Here is a 26,912-nt window from a genome sequence, read left to right as displayed (position 1 = left end):
ACTCTATCGAGGGAAACCCTGATTGCGCAGCACAGGCCGTTGGTCGCGGCGCGCGGTTGGTTGCGTCAGCGCAGCTACGCTGTTTATTGGGGAGTGAGACTTATCTTTAATGAGGTGAGGGGATGGTTGATTCGCAGCGAATGAGAACGAAACCTGACGTGTATGAAGGACTGATCGACCGCTTGGGTCGAGCACTGGACGCAGCCAGAACCGCTGGCCGATTGCGTGACGAACGGCCTGATGAGCTGGAACTGCGAGGCTTGAGCCCCGCAGAGTTTGAAGTGATCAAGGCCTACCTGGACTTGAACGCGCGCCCAATCCCGCAATGGGTGGCTCCTGTGCCAGCCAGGGAGGCGGTGCGATCGTCCAAGGTGGTATGGCTCAAGGACTTGTCGGCCAGCCGTGGCCCGGAAAAGCTGCGGTCTGCACGATTCAAGTAACCTGATCAGCGTTATCCACCGCGTGTAAAGATTGTCGCTAAACCCCGTTACACCTTAGGCTTCGGGCATCTTTGGAGATGCTCGATGCCTATTCGTTATTTCATCAAACAATTATTGCTGCCGCCCGGCATTCTCTTGCTGCTGCTGGCCCTTGCCTGGTGGTTTCGTCGCAGCCGCCCGCGCTTGGCCGGGCTGTGCTTTGCCTTGGGGTTTGGCGGGATGTGGCTGATCAGCCTGCCGGTGATGGTGGAGTGGGGCGCACGGGCGCTGGAAACCGAACCACCATTGGCCGTGGACGACTGGGCCAGCCTGGCGCAACGGGCCGATGCCATTGTGGTGTTGGGCTCGGGTCGCGAGCGGGGCGATCCGGCCTGGGGCGCAGACCAACCGACCGGTGTCGGCCTTGAGCGCCAGCGGTATGCGGCGCGCTTGGCCAAGGCGTCGGGGTTGCCGGTGCTGACCACCGGCGGCCTGCACTATGGCACGCCGCCCAGCGAGGCGGAGTTGATGGCGGTGTCGATGCAACAAGACTTTGACGTAGCCGTGCGCTGGAAGGAAGAACGCAGCCGCACGACCTGGGAAAATGCGCAGATGAGTGCCGAAATCCTGCTGCCCCAGGGCGTCAAGCGCGTGGTGCTCGTGACCCAGGCCTGGCATATGCCCCGTTCGGTGTGGAGCTTCGAAAAGGCCGGCTTTACCGTAGTGCCGGCGCCGGTCGGCTTCCTGGGGGTGGACAATGCCCGGCCGCTGGGTGGCTGGATGCCGGAGTTCAAGTCGATCTGGCAGAGCGGGCAGTTGATCAATGAGGCGGTGGGGCAGGTAGGTTACCGCCTGTTCTACCGTTAACGCCGCAAATCAAAATGTGGGAGTGGGCTTGTGTGGGAGCGGGCTTGCTCGCGAAAGCGGTGGGTCAGTTATTGGATATTTGACTGACCCACCGCTTTCGCGAGCAAGCCCACACACACATTGGGTTTTGTGTTTTTCTGCCTAGACCGTCTTGGCCATGCGCCCCGCCAGCAACGCCCAGCCAAACAGCCCCAGGCACAGGATGATCAGCGGCCACGAGCGCCATTGCAGGTACGGCGTCAGGTTGTGCATCGGTACCACTTCACCGTAAAGGATGCCCCGCTGGAACTGCGGGATCTGCTCGGTGATCTGCCCGTACGGGTTGATCAGGCCGGTCACGCCGTTGTTGGTGGCGCGAATCATCCAGCGGCCAGCCTCGAGGGCGCGCATCTGGGCCATTTGCAGGTGCTGCAAGGGGCCGATGGAGGTGCCGAACCAGGTGTCATTGCTGATGGTCAGCAGCAAGTCGCTGCGGGCGGCGAGGCCGGCTGCGAACTCCGGGTAGACCACTTCGTAGCAGATGTACGGCGCGATCTGATAGCCCTTGGCTTGCAGCAACGCCTGGTCTTCAGGGCCGCGGGCAAAGTCCGACATCGGCAGGTCGAAGAACGCAATCAGGCCGCGTAATACATCCTGCAGCGGTACGTATTCGCCAAAGGGCACCAGCTTCTGCTTCAGATAGGTGCCATCGCCTTGGCCGACCACGGTGATGCCATTGAAGTAGCGCTTTTCATGGCGCACTTCCTGGCGAATCGGCACGCCGGTGATCATTGCGCCGTTTCGGTCAGCAGCGAACTTGCCCATCATCCCCAGGTAGCCCTCGACGGACTCCTTGAGCACTGGCACGGCGGTTTCCGGCCAGATCAGCAGGTCGACGCGCTTGGAGGCAAAACTCATGTCGCGATACAGCGCCAGTTGCTCGTTGAGCTGCGCCGGGTCCCACTTCATGCTCTGTTCGACATTGCCCTGAATCGCGGCGACGGTCAGCGGCTCGCCTGCGGGGCTGGTCCAGGCATGGTGCTTGAGTGCCAGGCCAATGGCCCACGGTGCGACCAGCAGTACCAGGCCGGCGCCGACAAACACGTTGCGGCGGGCCGCCAGCATGCGGGGCAGGTTGACGATCAGCGCAGCGCTCAGGGCCAGGGCAAACGAAATCAGCCACACCCCGCCCAGCGGCGCGAGCCCGGCCAGCGGCCCGTCGAGTTGGCTGTAACCGGAGTACAGCCAGGGGAAACCGGTGAGGAACCAGCCGCGAAATGCTTCCTGGCCCACCCACAGCGCGGCAAACGCCAAGGCATCGGCCAGGGGCGCTTCGTTGCGGCGCAGCCAGCGCGCCCAGAGCCAGGCGGGCAGGGCGAAGAACAGGGCGATCGCTGCGGTGAACGCGAGCATCAACAACCCGGCCAGCAACACCGAAGCGCCACCAAAGTGATGGATGCTGTAGTAGATCCAGCTGGTGCCCGCACCAAACAGGCCAAAACCGAAACACCAGCCACGCCCGAAGGCCTGGCGTGGTGTCAGTTGGCGCATGCCGGCATAGAACACCCCGACCGCCACCAGTGCCAGCGGCCAGATATCGAACGGCGCCAGCGCCAGGGTGGTGATAGCACCGGCCACCACGGCCAGCAGGTTACCGGGCCAGCCGGGTGCGGTGAGACGGCGCATATCAGTCCTTAGCGGGCAATAGGTGTCAGGCGGATCAGGTGGATGCGACGGCTATCGGCATTCAGGATGCGGAAGCGATAGGCGCCGATCTCGGTGGTTTCGTTGCGCTTGGGCAGGTGGCCAAACGCACTCATCACCAGGCCGCCGACGGTGTCGAATTCGTCGTCGGAGAATTCGCTATCGAAGAACTCGTTGAAGTTCTCGATCGGCGTCAGCGCCTTGACCAGGAAATCCCCGCTGGGCAGCGGCTTGATGTAGCTGTCTTCTTCGACGTCGTGTTCGTCTTCGATATCGCCGACGATCTGTTCCAGCACGTCTTCGATAGTCACCAGGCCGGCGACGCCGCCGTACTCGTCAATGACGATGGCCATGTGATTGTGGTTGGCGCGAAATTCGCGCAGCAGCACATTCAGGCGCTTGGACTCAGGCACGAAGGTCGCAGGGCGCAGCAGGTCCTTGATGTTGAAGCTGTCGCCGTTCTCCTTGAGGATCAGCGGCAGCAAGTCCTTGGCCAGCAGGACACCCATGACGTCGTCATGGCTTTCGCCGATCACCGGGTAGCGCGAGTGCGCCGAGTCGATCACGGCCGGGAGGAATTCCCGTGGGGTCTGGGTCGCCTTGATGCTGATCATCTGCGAACGCGGGACCATGATGTCCCGGACTTGCAGGTCAGCCACCTGGATGGCGCCTTCGACGATGGCCAGCGCTTCGCTGTCCAGCAACTTGTTCTGATGGGCCTCGCGCAGCAGCTCCAGCAGCTCCTGGCGGTTTTTCGGCTCGTGGGCAAAAGCCTGGGTCAGTTTACCCAGCCATGACTTTTGCCCGTTGCTCGATCGGTCTTCGCTCATAGCGATTACTCTAAATCCTTGATTGTTTCAGTTGAGTGTCGATTAGTGTTCGTCGTCCGCATAGGGATCAGGATGACCCAACTCTGCAAGCAACGTTCGTTCCAGTGCTTCCATTTCTTCGGCTTCTTCATCATCTATATGGTCGTAACCCAATAGATGCAAGCAGCCGTGCATGACTAGGTGGGCCCAGTGGGCCTCCAGGGCCTTGCCTTGTTCCTTTGCCTCGCGCTCCACCACCTCGACGCAGATCACCAGGTCACCCAGCAGCGGGATATCCAGCAATTCATCCGGTACATCGGCGGGGAACGACAGCACGTTGGTTGCGTAGTCTTTCTGGCGCCAGGTGTGATTCAGCTCGCGGCCTTCAGGCTCATCCACCAGGCGGATGGTCAGTTCCGAGTCGGCGGTGCGCTGGCGCAGGGCCAGTGCGCACCATTGGCGGAACTGTGCTTCGCTGGGGGCTGGCGCTTGGGTGGCCAGTTGCAGGTCAAGCTCAAGCATCGCGACGGTTGTCCTTCGACAGGCCATCGTCGCGGTGTTCGAAGCGCTCGTAGGCCTCGACAATGCGCTGCACCAGCGGGTGACGCACCACGTCCTTGGGCATGAAATGGGTAAAGCTGATCCCCGGCACGTCCTTGAGCACTTCGATGACCTGGCCCAGGCCCGACTTGGTGCCCTTGGGCAGGTCGACCTGGGTGATATCGCCGGTGATCACTGCCGTTGAGCCGAAACCGATACGGGTCAGGAACATCTTCATCTGCTCGACCGTAGTGTTCTGGCTTTCGTCGAGGATGATGAAGCTGTTGTTCAAGGTGCGGCCGCGCATATAGGCCAGTGGGGCGATCTCGATCACCTGGCGCTCGATCAGCTTGGCCACGTATTCGAAGCCGAGCATTTCATACAGTGCGTCGTACAGCGGGCGCAGGTACGGGTCGATCTTCTGGGCCAGGTCGCCGGGCAGAAAGCCCAGCTTCTCGCCCGCTTCCACTGCCGGGCGCACCAACAGGATGCGTCGCACCTGTTCGCGCTCCAGGGCATCCACCGCACAGGCCACGGCCAGGTAGGTCTTGCCCGTACCGGCCGGGCCGATGCCGAAGTTGATGTCGTTGCCGAGGATTTCCTTGACGTAGCGCTGCTGATTCAAGCCGCGTGGGCGAATCATGCCTTTTTTGGTACGCAGCGCCACGCTGGCTTCGGCCACCGGGTTGTTGGCCAGGTCTTCCACGGCTGATTCCTGCAGGTACAGGTGCACCGTCTCCGGCGACAGCTCGCTACCCTTGGTTTCGCGGTAGAGGCGACGCAGCAGGTTTTCTGCAGACGTGGTGTGCTGGGGTTCACCAATGAGCTCGAACTGATTGCCGCGATTGCGGATCTCGATGCTCAGGCGTTGTTCGATCAGGCGCAGGTGCTCGTCGAACTGTCCGCACAGATTGGCGAAACGACGAGCCTCAAACGGCTCGAGGAGGAAACGATGGGGTTCTGCTATGGGTGCGTTCAAGGTTGCTTTTAGCCGCCCTTTGGCTGTTTAGGTGAAATAGAGGATAACGCCAGCCGCCGGTGTGCGAAAGCACTTAAATGGACGGGCTTGGCTCTCAGGAACAACGAAGATCCACTGTGGGAGCTGGCTTGCCTGCGATAGGGCCGCCCCGTTCGAAAGAGATACTGCCTGTTACATCGCTATCGCAGGCAAGCCAGCTCCCACATTTGATCTGCATTTGCCTTCGGATCTGCTCCGTCAGTTGATCAACGAGCCGCGCAGCGAGTGCGGTTGCGCCGCGTCGATGTGCACGTCGGCGAACTGGCCGATCAGCGTCGGGTTATCGCAGCGGAAGTTCACGATCCGATTATTCTCGGTACGCCCCTGCAATTCGCCCGGGTCTTTTTTCGAGTAATCGGTAACCAGAATGCGCTGGGTCGAACCGACCATTTGTCGGCTGATCTCGAAACCCTGTTGGTTAAGGCGATGTTGCAGGGCGTTCAGGCGCTCCTTTTTCAGCGCTTCCGGGGTTTCGTCCGCCAAGTCGGCAGCCGGGGTGCCGGGGCGCTGGCTGTAGACGAAGGAATAGGAGAAGTCGAAACCGACGTCTTCAATCAGCTTCATGGTCTGCTGGAAATCTTTCTCGGTCTCGCCGGGGAAGCCAACGATAAAGTCCGAACTGATGCAGATGCCCGGCACGGCGGCGCGCAGTTTGCGTAGTTTGGACTTGTATTCCAGGGCCGTGTGGTTGCGCTTCATCGCCGACAGGATGCGGTCCGAGCCCGATTGCACCGGCAAGTGCAGGTGTTTGACCAACTCTGGCACTTCGGCGTGTGCCTGGATCAGGCTGTCGGAGAATTCCAGCGGGTGCGAGGTGGTGTAGCGGATGCGCTCGATACCGTCCACCGCCGCGACCACGCGAATCAGCTCGGCCAGGTCCGCCAGGCGCCCGTCATGGGTCTGGCCCCGGTAGCCGTTGACGTTCTGCCCCAGCAGGGTCACTTCGCGCACGCCGTTTTCGGCCAGGTGGATGATTTCCGCCAGCACGTCGTCGAACGGGCGGCTGACCTCTTCACCACGGGTATAAGGCACCACGCAGAAGGTGCAGTACTTGCTGCAACCTTCCATCACCGACACATAAGCGCTTGGGCCGTCGATGCGTGGTTCGGGCAAGTGGTCGAATTTTTCGATTTCCGGGAACGAGACGTCCACCTGCGGCAGCTTGGTAATGCGCGCGGCGTCGATCATTTCCGGCAGGCGGTGCAGGGTCTGCGGGCCGAAGACCACGTCGACATAGGGCGCGCGGTCGCGAATGGCGGCGCCTTCCTGGCTGGCCACGCAACCGCCGACGGCGATCACCATCTCCGGGTTGGCCAGTTTCAGTTCGCGCCAGCGGCCCAGCTGCGAGTAGACCCGGTCCTGGGCCCGTTCGCGGATCGAGCAGGTATTGAGCAGGATCACGTCGGCATCTTCGGCGCGAGCCGTGACTTCCAGGGCCTGATGTTCACCCAGCAGATCGACCATGCGCGAGCTGTCGTACTCGTTCATCTGGCAACCGTGGGTTTCGATGTAAAGCTTCTTGGCCATGGGAATCGTCAACTGGTGGTAAAGAACCGCGCATTATAGGGGGCATGCCCATTGGTTCCTAGCACTGTGCATCGGGTGCCATGCTATAGTTCGCGCCCTCATTTATATCCGCCGATGTGCTGCCCACCCCCCATGACCAAACGTGAAGCTCCAATCTATAAGGTGATTTTCCTTAACCAGGGCCAGGTGTTCGAAATGTACGCCAAGCAGATCTATCAAAGTGATCTGTGGGGCTTCCTGGAAGTGGAAGAGTTCGTCTTTGGCGAGCGCACGCAACTGGTCGTCGATCCGGGCGAGGAAAAGCTCAAGGCCCAGTTCGAAGGCGTGGTGCGCAGCTTTGTGCCGATGCATTCGATCGTGCGCATCGATGAAGTCGAGCGCCTGGGCACGCCAAAAATCAGCGAGGCCCGGGGCATGAGCAATGTCATGCCGTTTCCGATGCCGATGCCTGAGAAGTAGTCTTCTAGACCGCGTCGCGCCCATCGCAGGCAAGCCAGCTCCCACATTTTGATTTGTGAACACATTCAAATGTGGGAGCTGGCTTGCCTGCGATGGCGTCAGAAGGGTTTAGAAAATGTCAGGGCAGTGGCGAAAAGGGCGAACGCCCATCCGCACTCTGCAATTCCTGCAGGTAGTTGCGGAAAATCTGGCCCAGCACCTGGGTCGCCACTTCCAATTCATCGCGCTGCATGTGTTCGGCGACTTCGTCGGCAGTGTCCAGCGCGTCTTCGGCGCCGTTGACCGCGGCCATTTTCAGCACGATGTACGCCTGCACGTTATTGGCCGGCACGCCTTCGCCATGGAAGAACATGCTGCCCAGCTTGAATTGCGCCTGGGCATGGCCCTGCAACGAGGCTTTCTCGAAGAAGCTCAAGGCCTTGTTCAGGTCGCGGGCAGGGTTTTTGTCGTCATAGAAGAATTCGCCCAACTCGTATTGCGCCTGCGCATCCCCACCGTCGGCCAGCGTCTGGCAGGCGCTCAGCGCCTCGGCCTGGCTTTCTGGCTGAGTATTGAGGGTGCAGCGACCCATCGCTGGGATCAACAACGAGTTGCCGCCCGCTTGTGCAAGTGCAAGCAGCGGTTGAAGGAGCAACAGGCAGCCCAGAACCAGGGTGCGGCCGGTGCGTTTCATGGGAATCGACTTACCTCTGACGGGGCGCGTGGAGCCACGTGGGGATCCAATAAGCGCGCATTATGAAATAAGCAGACCTCTGCTTACAAAGTCTTTACTCGTTTTTCTGCTGCGTGGGCAAGTTATCTGCCGGATTGCAGGTGATTTCTCGAAAAAAGAAGGAAATTTCTGTAAGCAAGGTAGCAAATCTGACGCCGCCACGGGCGACGTCAGGTTGTGGCTGGCTTACTTCAGTGCGGCAAAGGCACGTTCGGCGGCGTCCAGAGTCAGCTTCAGCTCGGCGTCGCCATGGGCGATGGAGGTGAAACCGGCCTCAAAGGCACTCGGTGCCAGGTACACACCGCCTTCGAGCATCAGGTGGAAGAAGCGCTTGAACAGGTTGGCATCGCTGCCCATCACATCGTCAAAGGTCACGATGTCGTCGGCGCCACTGAAATACAGGCCGAACATACCGCCGGCCTGGGTGGTGACGAACGGGATGCCCGCCGCATCGGCGCGTTGTTGCAGGCCGTCCAGCAGGCGCGTGGTGTAGTCGGTCAGCTCGGCGTGGAAGCCCGGGCGGCTGATCAGGCGCAGGGTAGTCAGGCCGGCGGCCATGGCCAGCGGGTTACCGGACAGGGTGCCGGCCTGGTAGACCGGGCCCAGTGGCGCGATGTGCTGCATGATTTCGCGCTTGCCGCCGAAGCAGCCTACAGGCATGCCGCCGCCGATGATCTTGCCGAAGGTGCTCAGGTCCGGTGTGACACCGTAGTAAGCCTGGGCACCGCCGAGGGCAACACGGAAACCGGTCATCACTTCGTCGAAAATCAACACCACGCCATGCTTGTCGCACTGCTCGCGCAGGCCTTCGAGGAACCCCGGCGCCGGTGGCACGCAGTTCATGTTGCCGGCGACCGGCTCGACGATGATGCACGCCACGTCCTGGCCGACTTCGCTGAGCATTTTTTCGACAGCGGCGATGTCGTTGAACGGCAGGGTCAGGGTGTGCTTGGCAAACGCTGCCGGCACGCCGGCCGAACTCGGTACGCCCTGGGTCAGCAGGCCGGAGCCGGCTTTTACCAACAGGCTGTCGGAGTGCCCGTGGTAGCAGCCTTCGAACTTGATGATGCTGTCGCGGCCGGTGAAGCCACGGGCCAGGCGGATTGCGCTCATGGTCGCCTCGGTGCCGGAGCTGACCATGCGCACCATCTCCATCGACGGCACGATCGAGCACACCAGGTCCGCCATCTCGGTTTCCATGGCGGTTGGCGCGCCATAGGACAGGCCGTGCTCCAGTTGCTTGCGCACCGCGTCCAGCACGTCGGGGTGGCTGTGGCCGAGAATCATCGGGCCCCAGGAACCCACATAGTCCACATAGCGCTTGTCATCTTCGTCGGTGACGTAGGCGCCTTCGGCGTGCTTGAAGAACAGCGGGGTGCCGCCAACGCTCTTGAACGCACGCACGGGGGAGTTCACACCGCCGGGGATGTGTTTCTGGGCATTGGCAAACAGGGTTTCGGAACGAGACATGGGCAGGCTCTCTGAATTCAGGATTTAAGGAGTTCGTTGAAGGCGCGGGCGCGGCGCGTCACTTCCTGGGGGCTGTCGGCACCGAACAGGCCGTGGACCACGGCCAGCAGGTCGGCGCCGTGCTCCACCAGAGGCGCAGCATTCTCCAGGGAGATGCCGCCGATCACGCAGATAGGCACCTGCAAGCGGGCGCGGGCCTGGGCCAGCATTTCGAGGGTGGCTGCCGGGACGCCGGGTTTGGTGCTGGAATTGAAGAAGCGGCCAAAGGCGACATAGCTGGCGCCTTCGCGCGCGGCCTGTTCAGCCAGTTCGATCTGGCTATGACAGGTGGAGCCGATGATTGCATTGCGCCCCAGCAACGCCCGGGCCGGGGTCAACGGGCCGTCGGTCTGGCCGAGGTGCACGCCGACGCCCAGGCGCGCGGCCAGCTCGGCATCGTCATTGATGATCAACTGGGTCTTGTAGCGCGAGCACAGTTCACGCAGGGCCTCGGCTTCGCGCAGGCGGCGGGCCTCGTCGCTGCTTTTATCGCGGTACTGCAGCAAGGTCACGCCGCCTTCCAGCGCAGCTTCGACGTAGGACAGGAACTTACCGGCCAATAGTTGGCTGTCGGTAATGGCATACAGGCCACGTAGTTTCATCGAGCAGGCCCCTTGATATTACGAACAGAAATCCAGTGGCAGGCGACGCGGCACAAACTGCCCCTGGCCCAGTTGTTCGGCGTCCCGCAGGGTGCGCCAGGTGTAATTGAGTGCCGACTCCACGGCGCTGGCCAGGCCTTCGCCTTGGGCCAGGCGACCGGCGAGGGCGCTGGCCAGGGTGCAGCCGGAGCCGTGATAGCTGCCCGGCAGGCGCTGGCAGGTGAAAGTGCGGCGCGTGCCGTCGCGGCTGTACAGGCGATTGTGCACCTCATGCTCGTCGCCGTGGCCGCCGGTGATCAACAAGTGCTTGATGAACGGCAGTAGTTTCTCGGCGCATTCGTCTGCCGTGCCATCGGGCAGTTCGGCGAGGATGCGTGCTTCAGGCAGGTTGGGCGTGGCAATCAGCGATAACGGCAACAGCCGCTCGCGCATCGCATAGCCGACTTCATCCTTGCCCAGGCTGCCGCCGCCACCGGCGCGCAGCACCGGGTCGCAGACCACCGGCAGGTGCGGGTGCTGCTGTAGCAGTTCGACCACGGTATCAACCATCACCGTAGAACCGAGCATGCCCAACTTGACCGCCGCGACTTCGGAGTCGCCAAGCACGGCGTTGGCCTGGGCCAATACCCACTCACGATCGAGCACGCGGAAGTCACTGACATTCACGGTGTTCTGCACGGTCAGCGCGGTCACGGCCGGGGCCGCGTGACAGCCTTGGGCGAGCAGGGCTTCGATATCTGCCTGCAAGCCGGCGCCACCACTGGGATCATGGCCGGAGAGACAGAGGACAACGGGACGAGAGCTGTAGATATTCATGGTGCGCGAGCTTACCACCAAACGCTTTTTGCGTGGCTGTCGGGCGGCGCCTGTATTTCATGGGGAAATACTTGGAAAGATGGCTACGGGCTATCATTCATTTTCAGCAATTTATGCTCTGAAAGTCCCGTCCTAGAGCCATCCGGAAAATTATTTCAATGGTGTCTTTTGGCCTTTACCGGCTATGCTAAAGTGGATCCAAACAACTTAATGTATCGCCGGTGTACGTCTTCTCAAAAGGAATGGGGGGCTTTTGACATAACCGGACAGGCCACGCTGGGGCTCTATGCGCTATTTGCTGATGTTTCTCTTGTGTGGGCTGCCGCTGCTGGCCGGCGCCGTCGAGTTCAACGAGGCCACCCGAAGCCTTCCCTTGGGCCGGGTCATGCAAGTACTCGAAGACCCAAGTGGTAGCGTCACCATTGCCGATGCCCGTTCTGCGCCAATGGCCACTCGTTACACCCGCCATGATAAAGACACCCTCAATGCCGGCTATTCACGCTCGGCGTTCTGGCTCAAGGTCGACCTGCATTACCTGCCCAAGGATCCCCAGGCCCAGCGCACCTGGCTGCTGGAGCTGGCCTACCCGCCCCTTGATCATCTGGAGCTATACGTCCCTGACGATGCCGGTGGCTATCGCCTGGCCGGGCGTACCGGGGATGCATTGCCCTTTGCCAGCCGTGAGATTCGCCAGAACAACTACCTGTTCACTGTCGACTTCAAGGCGGGTGAACAGAAAACACTCTATTTGCGCCTGCAAAGCGAAGGTTCGATCCAGGCGCCATTGACGCTGTGGTCGAGCACTGCGTACCTGGAAGACCAGCCGCTGCGCCTCTATGTGCTGGGCCTGATCTATGGCGTGCTGCTGGGCATGCTGGTGTACAACCTGTTCATTTACCTCAGCGTGCGCGACACCAGTTACCTCTATTACATCCTCTATATCGCCTCGTTCGGCATGTACCAGCTCTCGGTGAATGGCGCGGCGGTCGAGTATTTCTGGCCCGACAACCCCTGGTGGGCGAATGCGGCGACGCCGTTCCTGATCGGCGCGTCGGCGTTGTTCGGCAGCCTGTTTGCCCGCAGCTTCCTGCACACCGCCCTCTATAGTCGTTGGCTGGACCGGTTGCTGCTGGTGCTGGTGGGCACGGGGGCGGTGGTGATGTTGTTGTCGCTCATGACCAGCTACGCCCTGGCCCTGCGCCTGGCGACCGCGCTGGCCCTGGTTTTCACCGTGACCATCTTTGTCGCCGGGATCAAGGCCTGGTGCTGCGGCCAGCGCGTGGCGCGGTATTTCATCATCGCCTGGTCGGCGTTCCTGATCGGCGGGGTGGTGAACACGATGATGGTGCTGGGCTACCTGCCCAATGTGTTTCTCACCATGTATGCGAGCCAGATCGGCTCGGCCATCGAAGTCGCCCTGTTGTCCTTGGCCCTGGCTGACCGGATCAACGCTATGCGCGAACAGCAGGCGCAAATCCTGTTTGATGCCAGCCAGAAACTGGAAGTGCTCAACCAGCAACTGGCCCACAGCAACCAGTTGAAAGACGAATTCCTCGCGACCCTGACCCATGAACTGCGCACGCCGATGAATGGGGTGATCGGTTCATTGGAGTTGATGCAGACCGTGCCCCTGGCCGGGGACCTGGCGCAATACCAGCACACCGCCGCCGGCTCGGCGCGGGACATGATGCGCATGGTCAATGGCATCCTCACCCTCACCGAATTGCAAGCCGGCCGCCTCAGCGCGCAGGCGCAAGTGTTCAGCCTGCGCGGGGTGCTCGATACCTTGCGCCAGCAATTCCAGGGTAATGCCCAAGGCAAGGGCCTGGAGTTCTCCATCGATGTGGCGGGCCAGTTGCCCGATCGCCTGGAGGGCGACGCAGGCAAGCTGATGCAGTGCCTGGAATGCCTGCTGGATAACGCGTTCAAGTTCACCCATGAAGGCGCCGTGCGCCTGCGGGTGGTGGGCGTGCCGCGGCCTGATGGTCATCTGGATCTGACCTTTATCGTCACCGACTCCGGAATCGGTTTTGCGCACTTGGATGAAGCGACCCTGTATCAGCGCTTCTTCCAAGTGGATGGCTCGATCACCCGTGAATATGGCGGCCTGGGCATTGGCCTGGCGATCTGCCGGCAGTTGATCGAATTGCTCGGCGGGCGCCTGACCCATCATTCCGAGCCCCGCAAAGGCAGCCGTTTCCAGTTGGAGGTGACCGTCATTGCGGTGCCACCGGAGCCGGCCCGGGCCGTGGATCTGCACCGCGCACCCCAGGATTGCACGGTACTGCTGGTGGACGACAACAGCGTCACGCAATTGGTCTTGCGCGGCATGTTGCTCAAGCTCGGTTACCGGGTAAAAGTGGCGGACAGCGGCCCCGTGGCCCTGGCCATGCTGCAGGATGGGGCGTTTGATGCGGTGTTGCTGGATGTGCCCGAGGATGGCTTCTCCCTGTGCTGCCAGATCCGGGCCTTGCCCGGCTGCGCTGAACTGCCAGTGATCGGCCTGAGCGACTCCCTGGGCGGCGCACGCCAGCATTGTCATGGCATTGGCCTTTCCGAGCAGTTGCTCAAACCAATACGTTTTGAGCTATTGCAGGCCGTATTGCAGCGGCGCCTGCTGTGCCCGCTAGAGGGCGAAAGCGCCGGCAGTTAGGCGCATATGCCACTTTTTTAAGCGCAGTGACGATGCTTAACTGAATTCAAGGCCTCAATCAGCGTGGCCTTTTATCAGGAGGCCCGTCATGAATCTGCACCAGTTCGCCGAAACCCACGACGTCACCAACCAGCCGCCGTCCCTGGACGGCGCCAATCTGTATCGCCTCGACCTGCCCCTGCAGGAATGGTCGCGGCGCTTTGGCGCGGGCTGGGCCGAGGCGCGTATCGATGCCTATGGCGCCTTGGCGGGCGGGCCGCTGATGGAGGCCGGGTTCCTGGCGAATCAGAACAAGCCGGTGTTCAGCAGCCATGATCGTTATGGTCACCGCATTGACCTGGTGGAGTTCCACCCGGCGTATCACCAACTGATGCGCACCGCCGTTGAACATGGCCTGCCGTCGCTGCCCTGGGCCCATCCCCAGGCGGGCGCCCATGTCGCCCGAGCGGCCCTGACCTACCTGCACAGCCAGGCCGAAGCCGGCACGGGCTGCCCGCTGACCATGACCTTCGCCTGCGTGCCGGCCCTGCGCCTGCAACCAGACCTGGCCGACACCTGGCTGGCAAAAATCCTCAACACCGAATATGACCCGCGCAACGTCGGCATCGCCCATAAGGCCGGCGCAACCATCGGCATGGCCATGACCGAGAAACAGGGCGGCACCGACGTGCGTGCCAATACCACCCGCGCTTACCCCGTGGGTGCTGGCGGTCCTGGCCAGCCCTATGAATTGGTGGGGCATAAGTGGTTCTGCTCGGCGCCGATGTGCGATGCCTTCCTGACCCTGGCCCAGACCGACAAGGGCCTGACCTGTTTCCTGCTGCCCCGGCACCGCCCGGATGACACGCGTAACCAGTTCTATATCCAGCGCCTGAAAAACAAACTCGGCAATTGCTCCAACGCCTCCAGCGAAGTGGAATTCCGGGGCGCCCTGGCCTGGATGATCGGCGAAGAGGGCCGGGGCGTACCGACCATCATCGAAATGGTCGCCATGACCCGTTTCGATTGCATGGTCGGTTCCAGCGCCTTGATGCGCCAGGCCCTGACCCAGGCCAGCCATCATTGTGCCCATCGTTCGGTCGGTGGCCGCGTGCTCAGTGAACAACCTTTGATGCAAAACGTCCTGGCCGATCTCGCCCTGGAAAGCGAGGCGGCCCTGGCCTTGAGCCTGCGCATGGGCCGGGCGCTGGACCATCTGGGGGATGAGCAAGAAGCCAAGTTCGCCCGGTTGGTGACAGCCGTGGGCAAGTATTGGATCTGCAAGCGCGCGCCGGCCATGATCAACGAAGCCGCCGAATGCATGGGCGGCGCCGGGTATGTCGAGGACAGCATCTTGCCGCGCCTGTACCGTGAGGCACCGGTCAATTCAACGTGGGAAGGTTCTGGCAACGTGCAATGCCTGGACGTGCTACGGGCGTTGTCGAAAGAGCCAGGGGTGCTGGAGACATTGTTCGTCGAATTGGGCGATGGGCATGGCGATAAGCGCCTGGCGCGGCATATCGAGCAATTGAAGTCGGCGTTTATGGACACCCAGGACATCCAGTACCGGGCTCGGCAACTGACTGAGGACATCGCCGTGGCGTTGCAGGCCAAGTTGTTGCTGGAGGCGGGCAACGCCAGTGTCAGCGATGGGTTTATCGGCAGTCGGTTGGGTGAGTCGTCGGGGCGGGTGTATGGCACCTTGCCACGGGGTGTGGATGTGCAGGCCATCGTCGCCCGCTCAACCCCTGCCTAAACGTGATCCCATGTAGGAGCAGGCTGGCCTGCGATGGCGGTTTATCAGGAGCAGATAAGCTGACTGACCCGCCGCCATCGCAGGCATGCCAATTCAGAGTTTGCGTCTGGCGGCGATGCAGGCAAGATGAAGGCCTGCACGTCAGAACACAGGATGCTTACCGTGACCGAAGCTTTTGTTGTCGTCCAAACCGCCGAAGAGGCCGTGGATCGGCTGGCAGCTCTGCATGAGCGAGCCACCGGCGCGCTCAACCAGGCTCTCAAGCAATACCTCAAGGATCGCGTCGAGCCCGACGCCGCACAACGTGCGCTCTTTCGCTACCCCGAACTGCGGCTGACCTACCACTGCCATGGCGAAGTCCCACAGACCACTCGCGCTTACGCCAAGGTGCAGTTGCCGGGCACCTACAGCGTCACCGTCACCCATCCGGCGGCGTTCCGCAAATACCTGCTGGAACAACTGGTGCCACTGATGCACGACTTCACCGTGACGGTGGAGGTGGGCGTCAGCCAGCAGAATATCCCGTACCCGTACGTGGTGGAGCAGGGCGACGAGTTGGCCGGCTCCGGCGTGACCGCAGCGACCCTGGCGCGGGTGTTCCCGAGCACCGACCTGTCCGCCGCCACCGATGGTATCGCCGATGGTCTGTATGACTGGGAAAACACCGATCCGCTGCCCCTGGCCCTCTTCGATGCGGCCCGCGTGGATTTCTCCCTGCGCCGCCTGGTGCACTACACCGGCAGCGATTGGCGGCATGTGCAGCCGTGGATTCTGCTGACCAACTACCACCGTTACGTCGACCAGTTCATTGTCCATGGCCTGGAACAATTGCGCAGCGACCCACGCTTTATCCGCATGGTATTGCCGGGCAACGTGATCATCGAAAAAGGCATGGACCATGGCGAAGCGTCTGCCATTGCCGCAGGCGTGGTCTGGCACCGTTATCAGATGCCGGCCTACCACTTGCAGGCCAGCGACGGCCATGGCGTGACCCTGGTCAACATCGGTGTCGGCCCGTCCAATGCCAAGAACATCACCGACCACTTGGCGGTGTTGCGTCCCCATTGCTGGCTGATGATCGGTCACTGCGGTGGCCTGCGCCAATCCCAGACCATCGGCGACTATGTGCTGGCCCATGCTTACATGCGGCGCGACGGCATTCTCGACCGCGTGGTGCCGCCGAACATCCCGATCCCGGCGCTGGCCGAAGTGCAGATGGCGTTGCAGCAAGCGGCGGCCAACGTCACCGGCGAGAAGGGCGAAGAGCTGAAAAAACGCCTGCGCACCGGCACCGTGTTGACCTACGACGACCGCAACTGGGAGCTGCGCTGGGCCCAGGAACGGCCGTTGATCAACCTGTCGCGTGCGGTGGCGGTGGATATGGAAAGCGGCACCATCGCCGCGCAAGGCTACCGTTTGCGGGTGCCTTACGGCACCTTGCTGTGTGTGTCGGACAAGCCGCTGCACAGTGAAATCAAGTTGCCAGGTTCGGCCAACGCGTTCTATGAGCGGGCCGTGAGCCAGCACTTGAAGATCGGCATCGAGGCGGTGGACTTGTTGCGCACCGAGCTCAACTCGTTGCATTCGCGCAAACTGCGCAGCTTTGACGAGCCGCCGTTCCGCTAAATAGCAGGGTGGTTATTTAACGGTCAGGCCACTAGCATGGTCGGTCCTGACCGTTAGATATTCCGTTGCCATGTCCCGTCCTGCCCGTCCCGACTCGCGCCGCCCTGGCGTGAAACCTCCACATGCCGCTGCTCGCCGTGTCGCCAAGGCGCCGCCGGCCGAGCCGAAGTTGATCCTGTTCAATAAACCCTTCGACGTGCTGACCCAATTCAGTGACGAAGGCGGGCGCGCGACCCTCAAGGATTTCATTGATATCCCCGGCATCTACCCCGCCGGGCGCCTGGATCGGGACAGTGAAGGCCTGTTGCTGCTGACCAACGATGGCCAGTTGCAGGCGCGGATTGCCGACCCCAAGCACAAACTGGCAAAGACCTACTGGGTACAGGTGGAAGGCGAGCCCACCGAGGAGCATCTGCAACGCCTGCGCGCGGGGGTGGAGTTGAACGACGGCATGACGCTGCCGGCCCAGGCCCGGCGACTGGAGGAGCCAGAACTGTGGCCGCGCAACCCGCCGGTGCGGTTTCGTAAAAACCTGCCGACCTATTGGCTGGAACTGGTGATTCGCGAGGGACGCAACCGCCAGGTGCGGCGCATGACCGCCGCCGTGGGCTTGCCGACCTTACGCCTGGTGCGGGTGAAAATCGGTGATTGGTCGATTGAAGGCCTGGACCAGGGCCAATACCGCGAAGTGCCGGCGCGCTTATAACGCCCCGGATTCGATCAGGCCGATCACCACGCTCTTGATGATGAACGCGGCCACGCCCAGGCCCAGCACGAAGAACAGAATCATCGAGCCAAAGCGCCCGGCTTTGGATTTCTTCGCCAGGTCCCAGACGATAAAGCCCATGAAAACGATTAGGAGGGTGACCAGCCCGGTCATCATCCACTCTTCAAACAGCACGGGGTCAATCGAATTCATTGGGCAGTTTCCGACAAAGGCAGGCGCGCAGTATAAGGCAAGGCGGCAGGTGCAACGTTGACCTGCGTCGGTGCGTCGCACCCAGGTGTCACTGCCTGAGCGCGCTCAAAATGTGGGAGCTGGCTTGCCTGCGATAGCGGACTGTCAGATGGCATATCAGCGACTGAAATTCCGCTATCGCAGGCAAGCCAGTTCCTACATGGGTTGGGTGGTGAGTCTTAGGTACGCAGGTGAGTCAACGGCAACTCGGTACTGTTAAGCACCTGGTTGAGCACGAAGCTTGAGCGCACGCTGGTCACCCCTTCAATCCGGGTCAGGTGGCCCAGCAGCAGTTTCTGATAGTGATCCATATCCGGCACCACCACTTTCAACTGATAGTCGGCATCCATCCCGGTGACCAGGCTGCATTCCAGTACTTGCGGCAAGGTGCGGATGGCCGCTTCGAAGTTCTCGAAACGCTCGGGGGTGTGTCGGTCCATGCCGATCAACACGTAGGCAGTAAGGCTTAGGCCAAGCATCTTGCGGTCGAGCAGGGCGACCTGGCGCGAGATATAGCCGTCGTCTTCCAATTGCTTGACCCGGCGCGAGCAGGGTGACGGCGACAGGCCGATCCGCTCGGCCAGCTCCTGGTTGGAGATCCTCGCGTCGCGCTGTAATTCCGCCAAAATACTCAGGTCGTATCGGTCAAGTTTGCTCATGGGGATGGCCTTTGTCGTAACTATTGCTGTGAATTATCTATCCAGGGTTAAAAATTGCGCAAGCACTGTTTATTGACGCAATCTTCGCAATCATCTGTCGGCGCCTCACGCCTATGATTACCAACAGAATCACTGCCCGGACATAGAGTCCACTGCAGCCCGCCCAATCAGGCCGGCTGCGGCCCGCCAACCCCACCGGGTTGGGCCGGCCCCCGGGCTGCACACTGTCCACAAGACGGCGTGAGGTGAGCCAACGTCATAAGCGTTGAGCCAGGACGAAGTTCTCAAGGGGCGACCGACGGGTCGCCCCTTTTCTTTTGCCGGCGAAAATTGTTCTGGCGACTGATAACCTGTTGCAGAACCGGGCCCGGCTTTTCCAGTCTCATGCACAGGCCCTAATCCGCAGTGAGGAATAGCATGAAGCGCATCTGGCGTTTGGCAGGTGTAGGGGTGTTGATGGTCACCTTCGGCACGCAGTTGATGGCCGACGAACGAGACAACTCACCACGGCAGGGGCAAGGCCCGCAGGGCGGTGACGGGCAGCGAGAGAGAGGGCATTCAGCCAACCCGCCGCGCCCGGAACACATCCAGCCAAGCCCGCAGGGTGAGCGCGGCGGCCAGAATGGCCAGTGGCAGGCTCGTCCGCAAGGCCACGAAGCACCACGCCCGGCGCCCCAGGCCGGTAGCAACCTGCCAATCCAGGGCCGGCCCGATTCCGTAGGCCAGACCCAGGAGCCGCGCCAGGGCAATTACCGTGACATTCCCAGGCGCAACGACGGCAACCCGCATTGGCAAGCCGGCGGCCCCGGCTCGCGCCCAGGCTACAACGGCCACCCCAATGACAATCGCTGGCCAGGCCGCCCCGACGGGCATGGCAATGGCTGGGGCCCCGGCCCGCAATATCGGCCGGGCTACACGGTGGACCGCTTCCCCGACCGCAATTACCGCGTGCCCTATCGCGGCCAGGATTATTTCTTCTCGGGTGGTTATTGGTATCGGCCCCAAGGCCCGCGCTATGTAGTGGTCGCGCCACCCTACGGGATTCGTGTGCATTACCTGCCGGACTATGCGCGGGAAGTGTGGGTAGGCAGCGCGCTGTTTTTCCTCGCCGCTGGCGCCTACTACAGCTACGAGAGCAGTACCCAGCAGTACGTGGTGGTGCAACCGCCGGTGGCCAGCCTGCCGCCGCAGCCGGCGCCCCAGGGCAATGGGTATGACGTGGTGGCCTATCCCGCCAACGGTCAATCGCCTGCCCAGGTGCAGCAGGACGGTTACGATTGCTATCGCTGGGCGGTGCAGCAGAGTGGCTTCGACCCGCAGACCGTCACCTACGCGCCTGCGCCAGCGGTGGTGCAAACCTACCGCCAGGCCCAGGGCAACTGCCTGGGCAGCCGCGGCTATCAGGTGACCTACTAAGCCTTGTTGCCGGTGACCACTTCCAGCGGGTCGGCGTGCACCAGCACCTCGGCCCGTGGGTAGGCCTGATGGATGGCATCGGCGGCCTGGTCGCTGATGCCGTGGGCCACCGACAGGCTCAACTCTCCCGGTAACTCCAGATGCAACTGCACAAACCAGTGGTTGCCGGAAATCCGCGTGCGTAAATCATGGGCACCCAATACGCCGGGCACGCCACGGGCCAGTTCGAGCATGTGCTGGCTGACTTCGGCCGGCAGCTCCTCGTCCATCAGCACGGCAAAGCTTTCCCGGGCGATCTGGATCGCGCTCCACAAGATGTAGGCGGCGATCCCCAGGCCAAACCAGGCATCGACTTGATGCAAGCCAAAAGCCGCCAGCACCAGCGCCAATAGAATGCTGCCATTGAGCAGCAGGTCCGACCGGTAGTGCAGCGAGTCCGCGCGCACCGCGTTCGAGCCGGTTTCGCGGATCACCCGGTGTTGCAAGATCAGCAGCGCCACGGTCAGCGCCAGCGACAGCACAATCACCGCGATACTCAGCCATGGCGCGCCCACCGGTTCCGGGTGCTGCAAACGCTGGTAAGCCTGGAAGGCGATCAACACTGCACTGCCGGCGATAAACAGCGCCTGGGCCATGCCCGCCAGGGATTCTGCCTTGCCATGCCCATAACGGTGATCGTCATCCGCCGGGCGCAGCGCGTAATGCACCGCCAGCAGGTTGAGCAGCGACGTCACGCCGTCGAGCAGCGAATCGGTCAGCCCGGCGAGCATGCTCACCGAACCACTGAACCACCATGCGACGGCTTTACCGATAATCAGGATGCTGGCCACGCCGACCGAAGCGCGGGTGGCCAGGCGCAAGAGGCGGGCGTGTTCGGTGCTGGTGCTCATGGGGCAATCAAATCCTTACGCGGCAGGTTGCAGGCCCAGAGACGCGAGTTGTTGCACGCTGCCCTTGAACTGGATCAGGCGTGGGTCGTCCAGCGGCAGGCTGCGGCCGGTTTCGTGTTCGATGATGGTTTGCAGCTTGGTGTTATCCACTTTGCCGTCGGCACCGATGGCTTCTTGCAGCTTCTCGGGGGCCACTTGTGCGCTCTTGCCCGGCTCGAAGTAAATCGCGCCGGTGGCGAAGTCCACGCCAAAGGCTATCAGGCCGGGGATCACGTAGAACAGCAGGCCGACCGCATCGAGCACGGCAATAGCCGGGTCGATCTTGCCGTCGATCTGGCCACGGCGATCAGGATAGAAAATCGAACCGCAGGCCGTCAGTTGGCTCAACAGGGTGACGGCCAGAACACCGCCGATGACACGGGAAGCAATACGCATGGGATTCTCCTGAACTTGTATGGGGTGACTATAAAGCAGATCTACCGCGCGCTACCCCTCTAATGTGGGGGCCAGCGCCTACTTTTAGTCGCATTCCAATTGGAGGCGGCACTCCACCGGTATCCAGCAGTTCGCCGTTATACTCGCCGCTCTGCCTTGGAGCCAGTATGAATTCGTTGCCAATCGATGATGTTTTACCCGCCTTGCGTGAAGCCTTGGCGACGCGCCATGAAGCCGTGCTCGAAGCACCGCCCGGCGCCGGTAAAACCACGCGGGTGCCGTTGGCGCTGTTGAATGAAACCTGGCTGGCCGGGCAAACCATCCTGATGCTTGAACCCCGCCGGCTCGCTGCCCGTGCCGCCGCCGAGCGGTTGGCCAGTGAACTGGGGGAGAAGGTCGGGGAGACCGTTGGCTACCGCATCCGCCTGGACAGCAAGGTCGGCCCCAACACCCGTATCGAAGTGGTCACCGAAGGCATCCTCACCCGCCGCCTGCAGGATGATCCGGCACTCGATGGCGTGGGCTTGCTGATCTTCGACGAATTCCATGAGCGCAGCCTCGACGCCGACCTGGCATTGGCCCTGAGCCTCAATGGCCGCGAGTTGTTTCGCGACGAGCAGCCGCTGAAAATCCTCCTCATGTCTGCCACCCTCGAAGGCGAACGCTTGTCGGGTCTGCTGGACAACGCACCGATCCTGCGCAGCGAAGGCCGCATGTACCCGGTGCAGATGCGCTGGGGGCGGCCATTCCAGCCCGGTGAGTTTATCGAGCCACGGTTGGTGCAGACCATCCTTGAAGCCCTGCACGACGAAACCGGCAGCGTGCTGGTGTTCCTGCCGGGGCAGGCGGAGATTCGCCGGGTCAATCAACAACTGGCCGACGCCCTCGGTGAGCGCAGCGATGTGCTGCTCTGCCCGTTGCATGGCGAGCTCGATCTGACAGCCCAGCGGGCGGCTATCGACCCGGCACCCGCCGGCAAGCGCAAGGTGGTGCTGGCCACCAACATTGCCGAGACCAGCCTGACCATCAATGGCGTGCGAGTAGTGATCGACGCCGGGCTGGCGCGGGTACCGCGCTTTGACCCCGGTAGCGGCATGACCCGCCTCGACACCCAGCGCATCTCCCGTGCCAGTGCTACCCAGCGCGCAGGCCGGGCCGGGCGACTGGAGCCAGGCGTGTGTTATCGCTTGTGGTCCGAAGACCAGCATGAAGCGCTGGCGGCCTATGGCAGCGCGGAAATCCTCTCGGCGGACCTGGCCGGCCTCGCCCTGCAACTGGCGCGCTGGGGCGTGACGCCGACGCAGTTGGTCTGGCTTGATGTCCCGCCCACCGCCGCCTATGCCCAGGCCCAGGATTTGCTGGAACGTTTGGGCGCGTTGAAGGACGCGACCTTGACTCCCCACGGGCAGAAAATGGCCAGCCTGCCGGCGCACCCGCGCATCGCGCATTTGTTGTTGCGGGGGCAGGACCTGGGGCTGGCGAACATGGCGTGTGATGTTGCCGCGCTACTGGGCGAGCGCGACATCTTGCGTGGCGCCGGTGCGGACTTGCACAGTCGCCTGGCGTTGTTGTCCGGCGAGGAGCGCGCCCGTGGCACCCAGGGTGGCGTACAGCGGGCCAGGCAATTGGCCCGGCAATATCGCGGCTATCTGAGAGGCAAGGCCGAGCAGCCGGTGGCCGATCCCGATCACCCGCGTTGGCTTGGGGCGTTGCTGGCGCTGGCCTACCCGGACCGGGTGGCGCAGCAGCGTCGTGCGGGCGGTGCGGAGTATCGCCTGGCCAACGGTCGCGCCGCGTTGTTTGCAGAGGCCGACAGCCTGATGAAACAAGCATGGTTGGTGATTGCCGACCTGGGCAGCCGGCAGGGCCAGCGTGAAGAGCGGATCTACCTGGCCGCGGATTTTGATCCGGCGCTGTTCGATTCGGTATTGGCCGAGCAAGTGCGCTGCTTCGATCAACTGGATTGGGATGAGCGCGAGGGCGTGTTGCGCGCTGAACGCCAGCGCAAGGTCGGTGAGCTGATCCTCAGCCGCGAGCCGCTGACAGGCCTGGACGAGTCCGCCCGCAGCCAGGCGCTGGTCAACCTGGTGCGGCGCAAAGGCCTGGAGCTGCTGCCCTGGACCCCGGAACTGCGCCAGTGGCAGGCCCGCGTCATGCTGCTGCGTCAACTGGATGCCGGCAAACCCAGTGAGTGGCCCGACGTCAGCGACAGCGCCTTGCTCGCCAGCCTGGAACACTGGTTGATGCCGTACTTGGGCAAGGTCTCGCGCTTGAGCCATTTCGCCAACCTGGATGTTTCCAGCTTCCTGCATAACCTGTTGCCCTGGCCGCTGCCCCAGCGCCTGGACGAACTGGCGCCCCATCATTTGAAAGTGCCTTCGGGCTCATCGGTGCGCCTGGACTACAGTGAACAGCCGCCGATTCTTGCGGTGCGCTTGCAGGAGCTGTTCGGCCTGGCCGACACCCCACGCATCGCCGGTGGGCGGCAGGTGGTCAAGTTGCACCTGCTGTCCCCAGCACGGCGGCCGGTGCAGGTGACCCAGGATCTGGCGAACTTCTGGCGCAGTACCTACGCCGAGGTGAAGAAGGATCTGAAGGGGCGGTATCCCAAGCATTACTGGCCGGATGACCCCTTGGTGGCAGAGGCGACTGCGCGGATCAAACCGCGCAAGTAATCCCGATCAAGATCTAACTGTGGGAGCTGGCTTGCCTGCGATGGCGGTGGGTCAGTTAGCCAGGTGCTGGATGACAGACCGCTATCGCAGGCAAGCCAGCTCCTACACGAACCCTATTCCACATTGGGTTTGGGGGTGTTTGCTATTGCGCCGCAGGCAGCAGGAACCGCGCAATCACCGGCAAATGATTGGAAATACGCAACGTATCGTCCTGGCGCACTCTGGCTTCGACCTTCTTCAGCCTTGGGCTGAAGAACAGATAATCCACCGTGCGATCCGGCCCATCGAGGCCCGGGTCGTTGGGGAAGTGGGTCAGCCACTGGGCGCGGTCAATCCCGCTGGACTGGCTGTTGCTGGGGACCATCGGGTATTTGTCCCACAGCAGATGCAGTTCGCTGTCCGGTGAGTACTGCCCGCGTCGGCCAGGGTCCAGGCGCAGGAATTGCCCCAGCGGCAACAGGTTGAAATCCCCGCCAATCAGCCACGGCGTGCCTCGGCTTTCGAATTTATCCAGCAGTTTGATGGTTGCCTGCACTTGTTCGCGCACCGCGCTGTGGCCGGGTGCGCCATTGTCCAGGCGGGTGTTGAGCACTGCCAGTTGGCCGCCGTCGCTCAACGGCAGGTAACTGAGCAGCAACGCAGGCTTGGGTTGGAATTGGCGACTGAGCAGGTTGGCCGAGGCCACGGGCAGTTGCAGGCGTTCGGCGTGTTCGATCTGGTAGCGGCTGAGGGTCACCAGCTTGCGGCCGACGCTGCCGAAGATATGCCAGTCGGGCACAAAGTCGGCTTTCCAGTCGAAAGCCTGGACGCTGCAAGGGTAGAGGTCCACCAGACGCTCCTGGAGCAGCGCCAGTTGATCCTGGTAGTGGGATGGCTTGGCGCCTTCGTCCAGCTCCTGCAACAACAGTACGTCTGGCTGTTCGTCACGGATCACCCGTGCCACTTCGTCCAGGCTGGAGGCCATGTCTTCGATGGTGGGGCGCTCGTCCGGGCCGCTGCCGTCGGGGGTGTCGTACCAGAACACGTAGTTCTTGCCCGCCAGGTACTGCACGTTCCAGGTCATCACCTTGAGCGCCTGGCCGGGCAGCAGCGTCGGCGCGCGCGGGGCGACGCAGCTTACGGGCAAGGTCTGTTTGTCGGCGGGGCGCCAGGTCAGGCTGTAGACCAGGGCGGTCAGCACGCCAGCCAGAATCAGCAGACCTACCAGGGTTGTACGCAGTAAACGGTTCATCGGCTCGCCTTATGGCGCTGCAGGACAGGCACGGAGCATACCCGACCGGCAGCCGGGAGCCCAAGGACCATGTTAGCGGGCGTCTGCATCACCGGCGATCAGCATGAACAGGCGGAACAGCACCACGCTGGTAAACAACTGCAAGAAGCTGTGGGCACTGTCGATCAGCACCGCCAGCAGCGGGTTCTGCAGGTCGGGCCAGGCCGCGACGCTGGCGCCCTTGAGCAGCCACAGTGGGGTCATTACGCATAGCAGGCAGATCAGGATGCGCAGGAAATGCCCTCGGGTCAGCCGGAAACTTTCCTTCATCGCCGCCAGCGCAGGCATGCCGCGCAGTACCAGCAGGTATTCGGCGAAGGCCAGGGTGACCATCAGCCATATCCCCGGCAGGAAATACAGCGACAGCCCCAGCAGGATCAGCAGGGTGCTCATGGCGGTCAGCAGCGCATAGCGAGGCCACAGGGTCAGCGCCATGGCCAGCACGTCGGCGGTGCGCGGCGACTCGCCACGGCTGCGGGCGTCGAGGAACAGGATCAACGCGGCGGTGTAGAGCGGATACACCAGCAGCCCGACGATCATGCTGTAGCCGGTGAACGCCTCCGGGCCCAGCGTGCGATCGAGCACTTGTTGCAGTACGGCTTCCAGGATCACCAAGGGCAGGCACAACTGCACGATGGCGCCCAGGTTGCGCTGGAAGAAATAGAAAGAGTCGCGCAGAACGGTCAACGGATTCATCAAAGTCATCACAGGCCAAAAAAGCAGCAGACACTTTAACTGATCACCGACAAACGTAAACCTTGGGTAAAGACCATTGAAACGCCGCGGCCCAGCCCCATTACTGGTGGCGTACCTTGCCCATTGCGGGCGGGACGCAGATTTTTACCGGCAATCTAACGAGGTCGCCATGAACAGCGAAGAGCAAACCCTGATCGATGGACTGTTTTCACGGTTGCAGCAAGCCGAAACGGATTCAGCCCCCCGCGACGCCCAGGCAGAAGCGCGGATCAAGGAGCACATCACTCGCCAACCAGCCGCCGGGTACTTCATGACCCAGGCGATTCTGGTGCAGGAAGCGGCGATCAAGAGCCTGGATGCGCAGAACAAGCAGCAGGCGCAGCAAATTCAGCAGTTGCAGGATGAGTTGCAACGCACCCGGACAGCCCCGCCGGCCGCAAGCGGTGGTGGTTTTCTGTCGAGCATCTTTGGTGGCAGCTCCCGTGAGCCGCAGCCTGCGCCCAGCGCGCCGGCCTCTGGCGCCGGTGGTTGGCGCGAGCCGAGCCGACCGGGCTTCAACAGCGCGCCTGCGCCACAACAGAGTTATCAGCAACCCCAGCCGGCAGCGCCCGCCGGCGGCGGCTTTCTCGGCGGCGCCCTGAAAACCGCAGCCGGCGTGGCCGGTGGTGTGATGCTGGCCCAAGGTATCAGCAGCCTGTTCAGCCATAACCAGCAGCCGCAGGTGGTGGAAGAGATCGTTCGCGAAGAGCCGGCGCCGGCCAGTGACAACAGCGGTTGGGGCAATGATAGCGCTGACAGCTTCGCCGACAGCGGTTACGCCGACGACTCCTCCTACTTTGGCGACGACGATTCCTTCGTCTGACACCCACTGAATCGGGGCGCTCTGTCGCCCCGGTCTGATTTTTCTCGGAAACCTCCTCTTGGCTGGCATACTGAGC

Annotated in this window: 25 protein-coding genes; 10 read left to right on the top strand and 15 right to left on the bottom strand. The window is 62.3% G+C overall.

Translation table 11 applies throughout. The annotated features are described in order from the left end of the window. The first annotated feature begins 122 nt into the window (after nt 1-122). On the top strand, nt 123-440 hold the full coding sequence (locus C5F71_RS08670; protein ID WP_092230650.1) for a hypothetical protein: 318 nt from the start codon (nt 123-125) through the stop codon (nt 438-440). An 84-nt stretch (nt 441-524) separates the two neighbouring features. Beyond that, nucleotides 525-1,286, top strand: a complete 762-nt coding sequence (locus tag C5F71_RS08665) for a YdcF family protein (protein WP_104910969.1) — start codon at nt 525-527, stop codon at nt 1,284-1,286. A gap of 141 nt (nt 1,287-1,427) precedes the next feature. Here the strand turns inward: C5F71_RS08665 and lnt are convergent, their stop codons facing one another. The 5 genes from lnt to miaB form a co-directional block, all read right to left on the bottom strand. After that, entirely contained in the window at nt 1,428-2,951 is a 1,524-nt protein-coding gene (lnt, locus tag C5F71_RS08660; protein ID WP_104910968.1) for an apolipoprotein N-acyltransferase, read from the bottom strand. Between the two features lie 8 nt (nt 2,952-2,959). Next, nucleotides 2,960-3,799 (bottom strand): HlyC/CorC family transporter, encoded by an 840-nt coding sequence (locus tag C5F71_RS08655; RefSeq protein ID WP_005791724.1) that lies wholly within the window; start codon nt 3,797-3,799, stop codon nt 2,960-2,962. A gap of 42 nt (nt 3,800-3,841) precedes the next feature. Continuing rightward, a complete protein-coding gene (gene ybeY, locus C5F71_RS08650; protein WP_029292240.1) occupies nt 3,842-4,300 on the bottom strand; it encodes an rRNA maturation RNase YbeY in 459 nt (152 codons plus the stop codon). Continuing rightward, complete coding sequence (locus tag C5F71_RS08645) at nt 4,293-5,297, bottom strand: PhoH family protein (RefSeq protein WP_029292238.1); 1,005 nt, start codon at nt 5,295-5,297, stop codon at nt 4,293-4,295. The genes ybeY and C5F71_RS08645 overlap by 8 nt, the downstream gene beginning before the upstream one ends. Nucleotides 5,298-5,534: 237 nt before the next feature. Continuing rightward, nucleotides 5,535-6,863: a tRNA (N6-isopentenyl adenosine(37)-C2)-methylthiotransferase MiaB gene (miaB, locus tag C5F71_RS08640; RefSeq protein ID WP_104910967.1), complete on the bottom strand. Its 1,329-nt coding sequence runs from the start codon at nt 6,861-6,863 to the stop codon at nt 5,535-5,537. A gap of 132 nt (nt 6,864-6,995) precedes the next feature. Between miaB and C5F71_RS08635 the strand changes: the two genes are divergently transcribed. Then, nucleotides 6,996-7,322 (top strand): DUF1820 family protein, encoded by a 327-nt coding sequence (locus tag C5F71_RS08635; protein WP_003215457.1) that lies wholly within the window; start codon nt 6,996-6,998, stop codon nt 7,320-7,322. A gap of 118 nt (nt 7,323-7,440) precedes the next feature. On the opposite strand, the gene C5F71_RS08630 is transcribed toward C5F71_RS08635, so the two are convergent. From C5F71_RS08630 to C5F71_RS08615, 4 genes are all read right to left on the bottom strand, one after another. Continuing rightward, nucleotides 7,441-7,995, bottom strand: a complete 555-nt coding sequence (locus C5F71_RS08630; RefSeq protein WP_029292222.1) for a tetratricopeptide repeat protein — start codon at nt 7,993-7,995, stop codon at nt 7,441-7,443. Between the two features lie 225 nt (nt 7,996-8,220). Then, nucleotides 8,221-9,504, bottom strand: a complete 1,284-nt coding sequence (hemL, locus tag C5F71_RS08625; protein WP_029292220.1) for a glutamate-1-semialdehyde 2,1-aminomutase — start codon at nt 9,502-9,504, stop codon at nt 8,221-8,223. 17 nt (nt 9,505-9,521) lie between these two features. Beyond that, the gene (gene thiE / locus C5F71_RS08620) at nt 9,522-10,145 is read right to left on the bottom strand and encodes a thiamine phosphate synthase (protein WP_104910966.1); all 624 of its coding nucleotides are present in this window, start codon (nt 10,143-10,145) and stop codon (nt 9,522-9,524) included. Nucleotides 10,146-10,163: 18 nt separating this feature from the next. After that, nucleotides 10,164-10,961 (bottom strand): hydroxymethylpyrimidine/phosphomethylpyrimidine kinase, encoded by a 798-nt coding sequence (locus C5F71_RS08615; RefSeq protein ID WP_038443553.1) that lies wholly within the window; start codon nt 10,959-10,961, stop codon nt 10,164-10,166. 286 nt (nt 10,962-11,247) lie between these two features. On the opposite strand from C5F71_RS08615, the gene C5F71_RS08610 reads away from it, so the two are divergent. The 4 genes from C5F71_RS08610 (at nt 11,248) to C5F71_RS08595 (ending at nt 17,681) form a co-directional block, all read left to right on the top strand. Then, nucleotides 11,248-13,614, top strand: coding sequence for a 7TM diverse intracellular signaling domain-containing protein (locus C5F71_RS08610; protein WP_104910965.1), 2,367 nt, complete (start codon nt 11,248-11,250; stop codon nt 13,612-13,614). 88 nt (nt 13,615-13,702) lie between these two features. Next, complete coding sequence (locus C5F71_RS08605; RefSeq protein ID WP_104910964.1) at nt 13,703-15,349, top strand: acyl-CoA dehydrogenase family protein; 1,647 nt, start codon at nt 13,703-13,705, stop codon at nt 15,347-15,349. A gap of 126 nt (nt 15,350-15,475) precedes the next feature. Next, on the top strand, nt 15,476-16,975 hold the full coding sequence (gene amn, locus C5F71_RS08600; protein ID WP_169851182.1) for an AMP nucleosidase: 1,500 nt from the start codon (nt 15,476-15,478) through the stop codon (nt 16,973-16,975). A gap of 70 nt (nt 16,976-17,045) precedes the next feature. Then, on the top strand, nt 17,046-17,681 hold the full coding sequence (locus C5F71_RS08595; RefSeq protein ID WP_029292210.1) for a pseudouridine synthase: 636 nt from the start codon (nt 17,046-17,048) through the stop codon (nt 17,679-17,681). On the opposite strand, the gene C5F71_RS08590 is transcribed toward C5F71_RS08595, so the two are convergent. After that, complete coding sequence (locus tag C5F71_RS08590) at nt 17,676-17,885, bottom strand: DUF2788 domain-containing protein (protein ID WP_029292208.1); 210 nt, start codon at nt 17,883-17,885, stop codon at nt 17,676-17,678. The two genes, C5F71_RS08595 and C5F71_RS08590, sit on opposite strands and share 6 nt — an antisense overlap. A gap of 227 nt (nt 17,886-18,112) precedes the next feature. After that, the gene (locus C5F71_RS08585) at nt 18,113-18,592 is read right to left on the bottom strand and encodes an Lrp/AsnC family transcriptional regulator (RefSeq protein WP_003176264.1); all 480 of its coding nucleotides are present in this window, start codon (nt 18,590-18,592) and stop codon (nt 18,113-18,115) included. A 417-nt stretch (nt 18,593-19,009) separates the two neighbouring features. Here C5F71_RS08585 and C5F71_RS08580 point away from each other — a divergent pair, with 417 nt between their 5' ends. Continuing rightward, complete coding sequence (locus C5F71_RS08580; protein WP_104910963.1) at nt 19,010-20,008, top strand: DUF6515 family protein; 999 nt, start codon at nt 19,010-19,012, stop codon at nt 20,006-20,008. Here C5F71_RS08580 and C5F71_RS08575 read toward each other — a convergent pair. Together C5F71_RS08575 and C5F71_RS08570 are read right to left on the bottom strand one after the other, a co-directional pair. Then, a complete protein-coding gene (locus C5F71_RS08575; RefSeq protein ID WP_029292204.1) occupies nt 20,005-20,898 on the bottom strand; it encodes a cation diffusion facilitator family transporter in 894 nt (297 codons plus the stop codon). The genes C5F71_RS08580 and C5F71_RS08575 overlap by 4 nt on opposite strands. Before the next feature lie 15 nt (nt 20,899-20,913). Then, nucleotides 20,914-21,333, bottom strand: coding sequence for a hypothetical protein (locus C5F71_RS08570; protein WP_029292202.1), 420 nt, complete (start codon nt 21,331-21,333; stop codon nt 20,914-20,916). 167 nt (nt 21,334-21,500) lie between these two features. On the opposite strand from C5F71_RS08570, the gene hrpB reads away from it, so the two are divergent. Next, the gene (hrpB, locus tag C5F71_RS08565; protein ID WP_104910962.1) at nt 21,501-24,008 is read left to right on the top strand and encodes an ATP-dependent helicase HrpB; all 2,508 of its coding nucleotides are present in this window, start codon (nt 21,501-21,503) and stop codon (nt 24,006-24,008) included. Between the two features lie 142 nt (nt 24,009-24,150). On the opposite strand, the gene C5F71_RS08560 is transcribed toward hrpB, so the two are convergent. Both C5F71_RS08560 and C5F71_RS08555 read right to left on the bottom strand, forming a co-directional pair. Beyond that, on the bottom strand, nt 24,151-25,239 hold the full coding sequence (locus tag C5F71_RS08560; RefSeq protein WP_029292198.1) for an endonuclease/exonuclease/phosphatase family protein: 1,089 nt from the start codon (nt 25,237-25,239) through the stop codon (nt 24,151-24,153). Nucleotides 25,240-25,311: 72 nt separating this feature from the next. Beyond that, complete coding sequence (locus C5F71_RS08555) at nt 25,312-25,974, bottom strand: YciC family protein (protein WP_092230603.1); 663 nt, start codon at nt 25,972-25,974, stop codon at nt 25,312-25,314. Nucleotides 25,975-26,143: 169 nt separating this feature from the next. On the opposite strand from C5F71_RS08555, the gene C5F71_RS08550 reads away from it, so the two are divergent. Then, nucleotides 26,144-26,836 carry a DUF2076 domain-containing protein gene (locus C5F71_RS08550; protein ID WP_092230600.1) on the top strand — a complete coding sequence of 231 codons (693 nt, stop codon included), beginning with the start codon at nt 26,144-26,146 and terminating at the stop codon, nt 26,834-26,836. The last annotated feature ends 76 nt before the right edge of the window (nt 26,837-26,912 follow it).

It is taken from the genome of Pseudomonas sp. LG1D9 (assembly GCF_002949995.1).
Classification (GTDB): domain Bacteria; phylum Pseudomonadota; class Gammaproteobacteria; order Pseudomonadales; family Pseudomonadaceae; genus Aquipseudomonas; species Aquipseudomonas proteolytica.
This window is presented reverse-complemented; position numbering and strand designations above follow the sequence as displayed.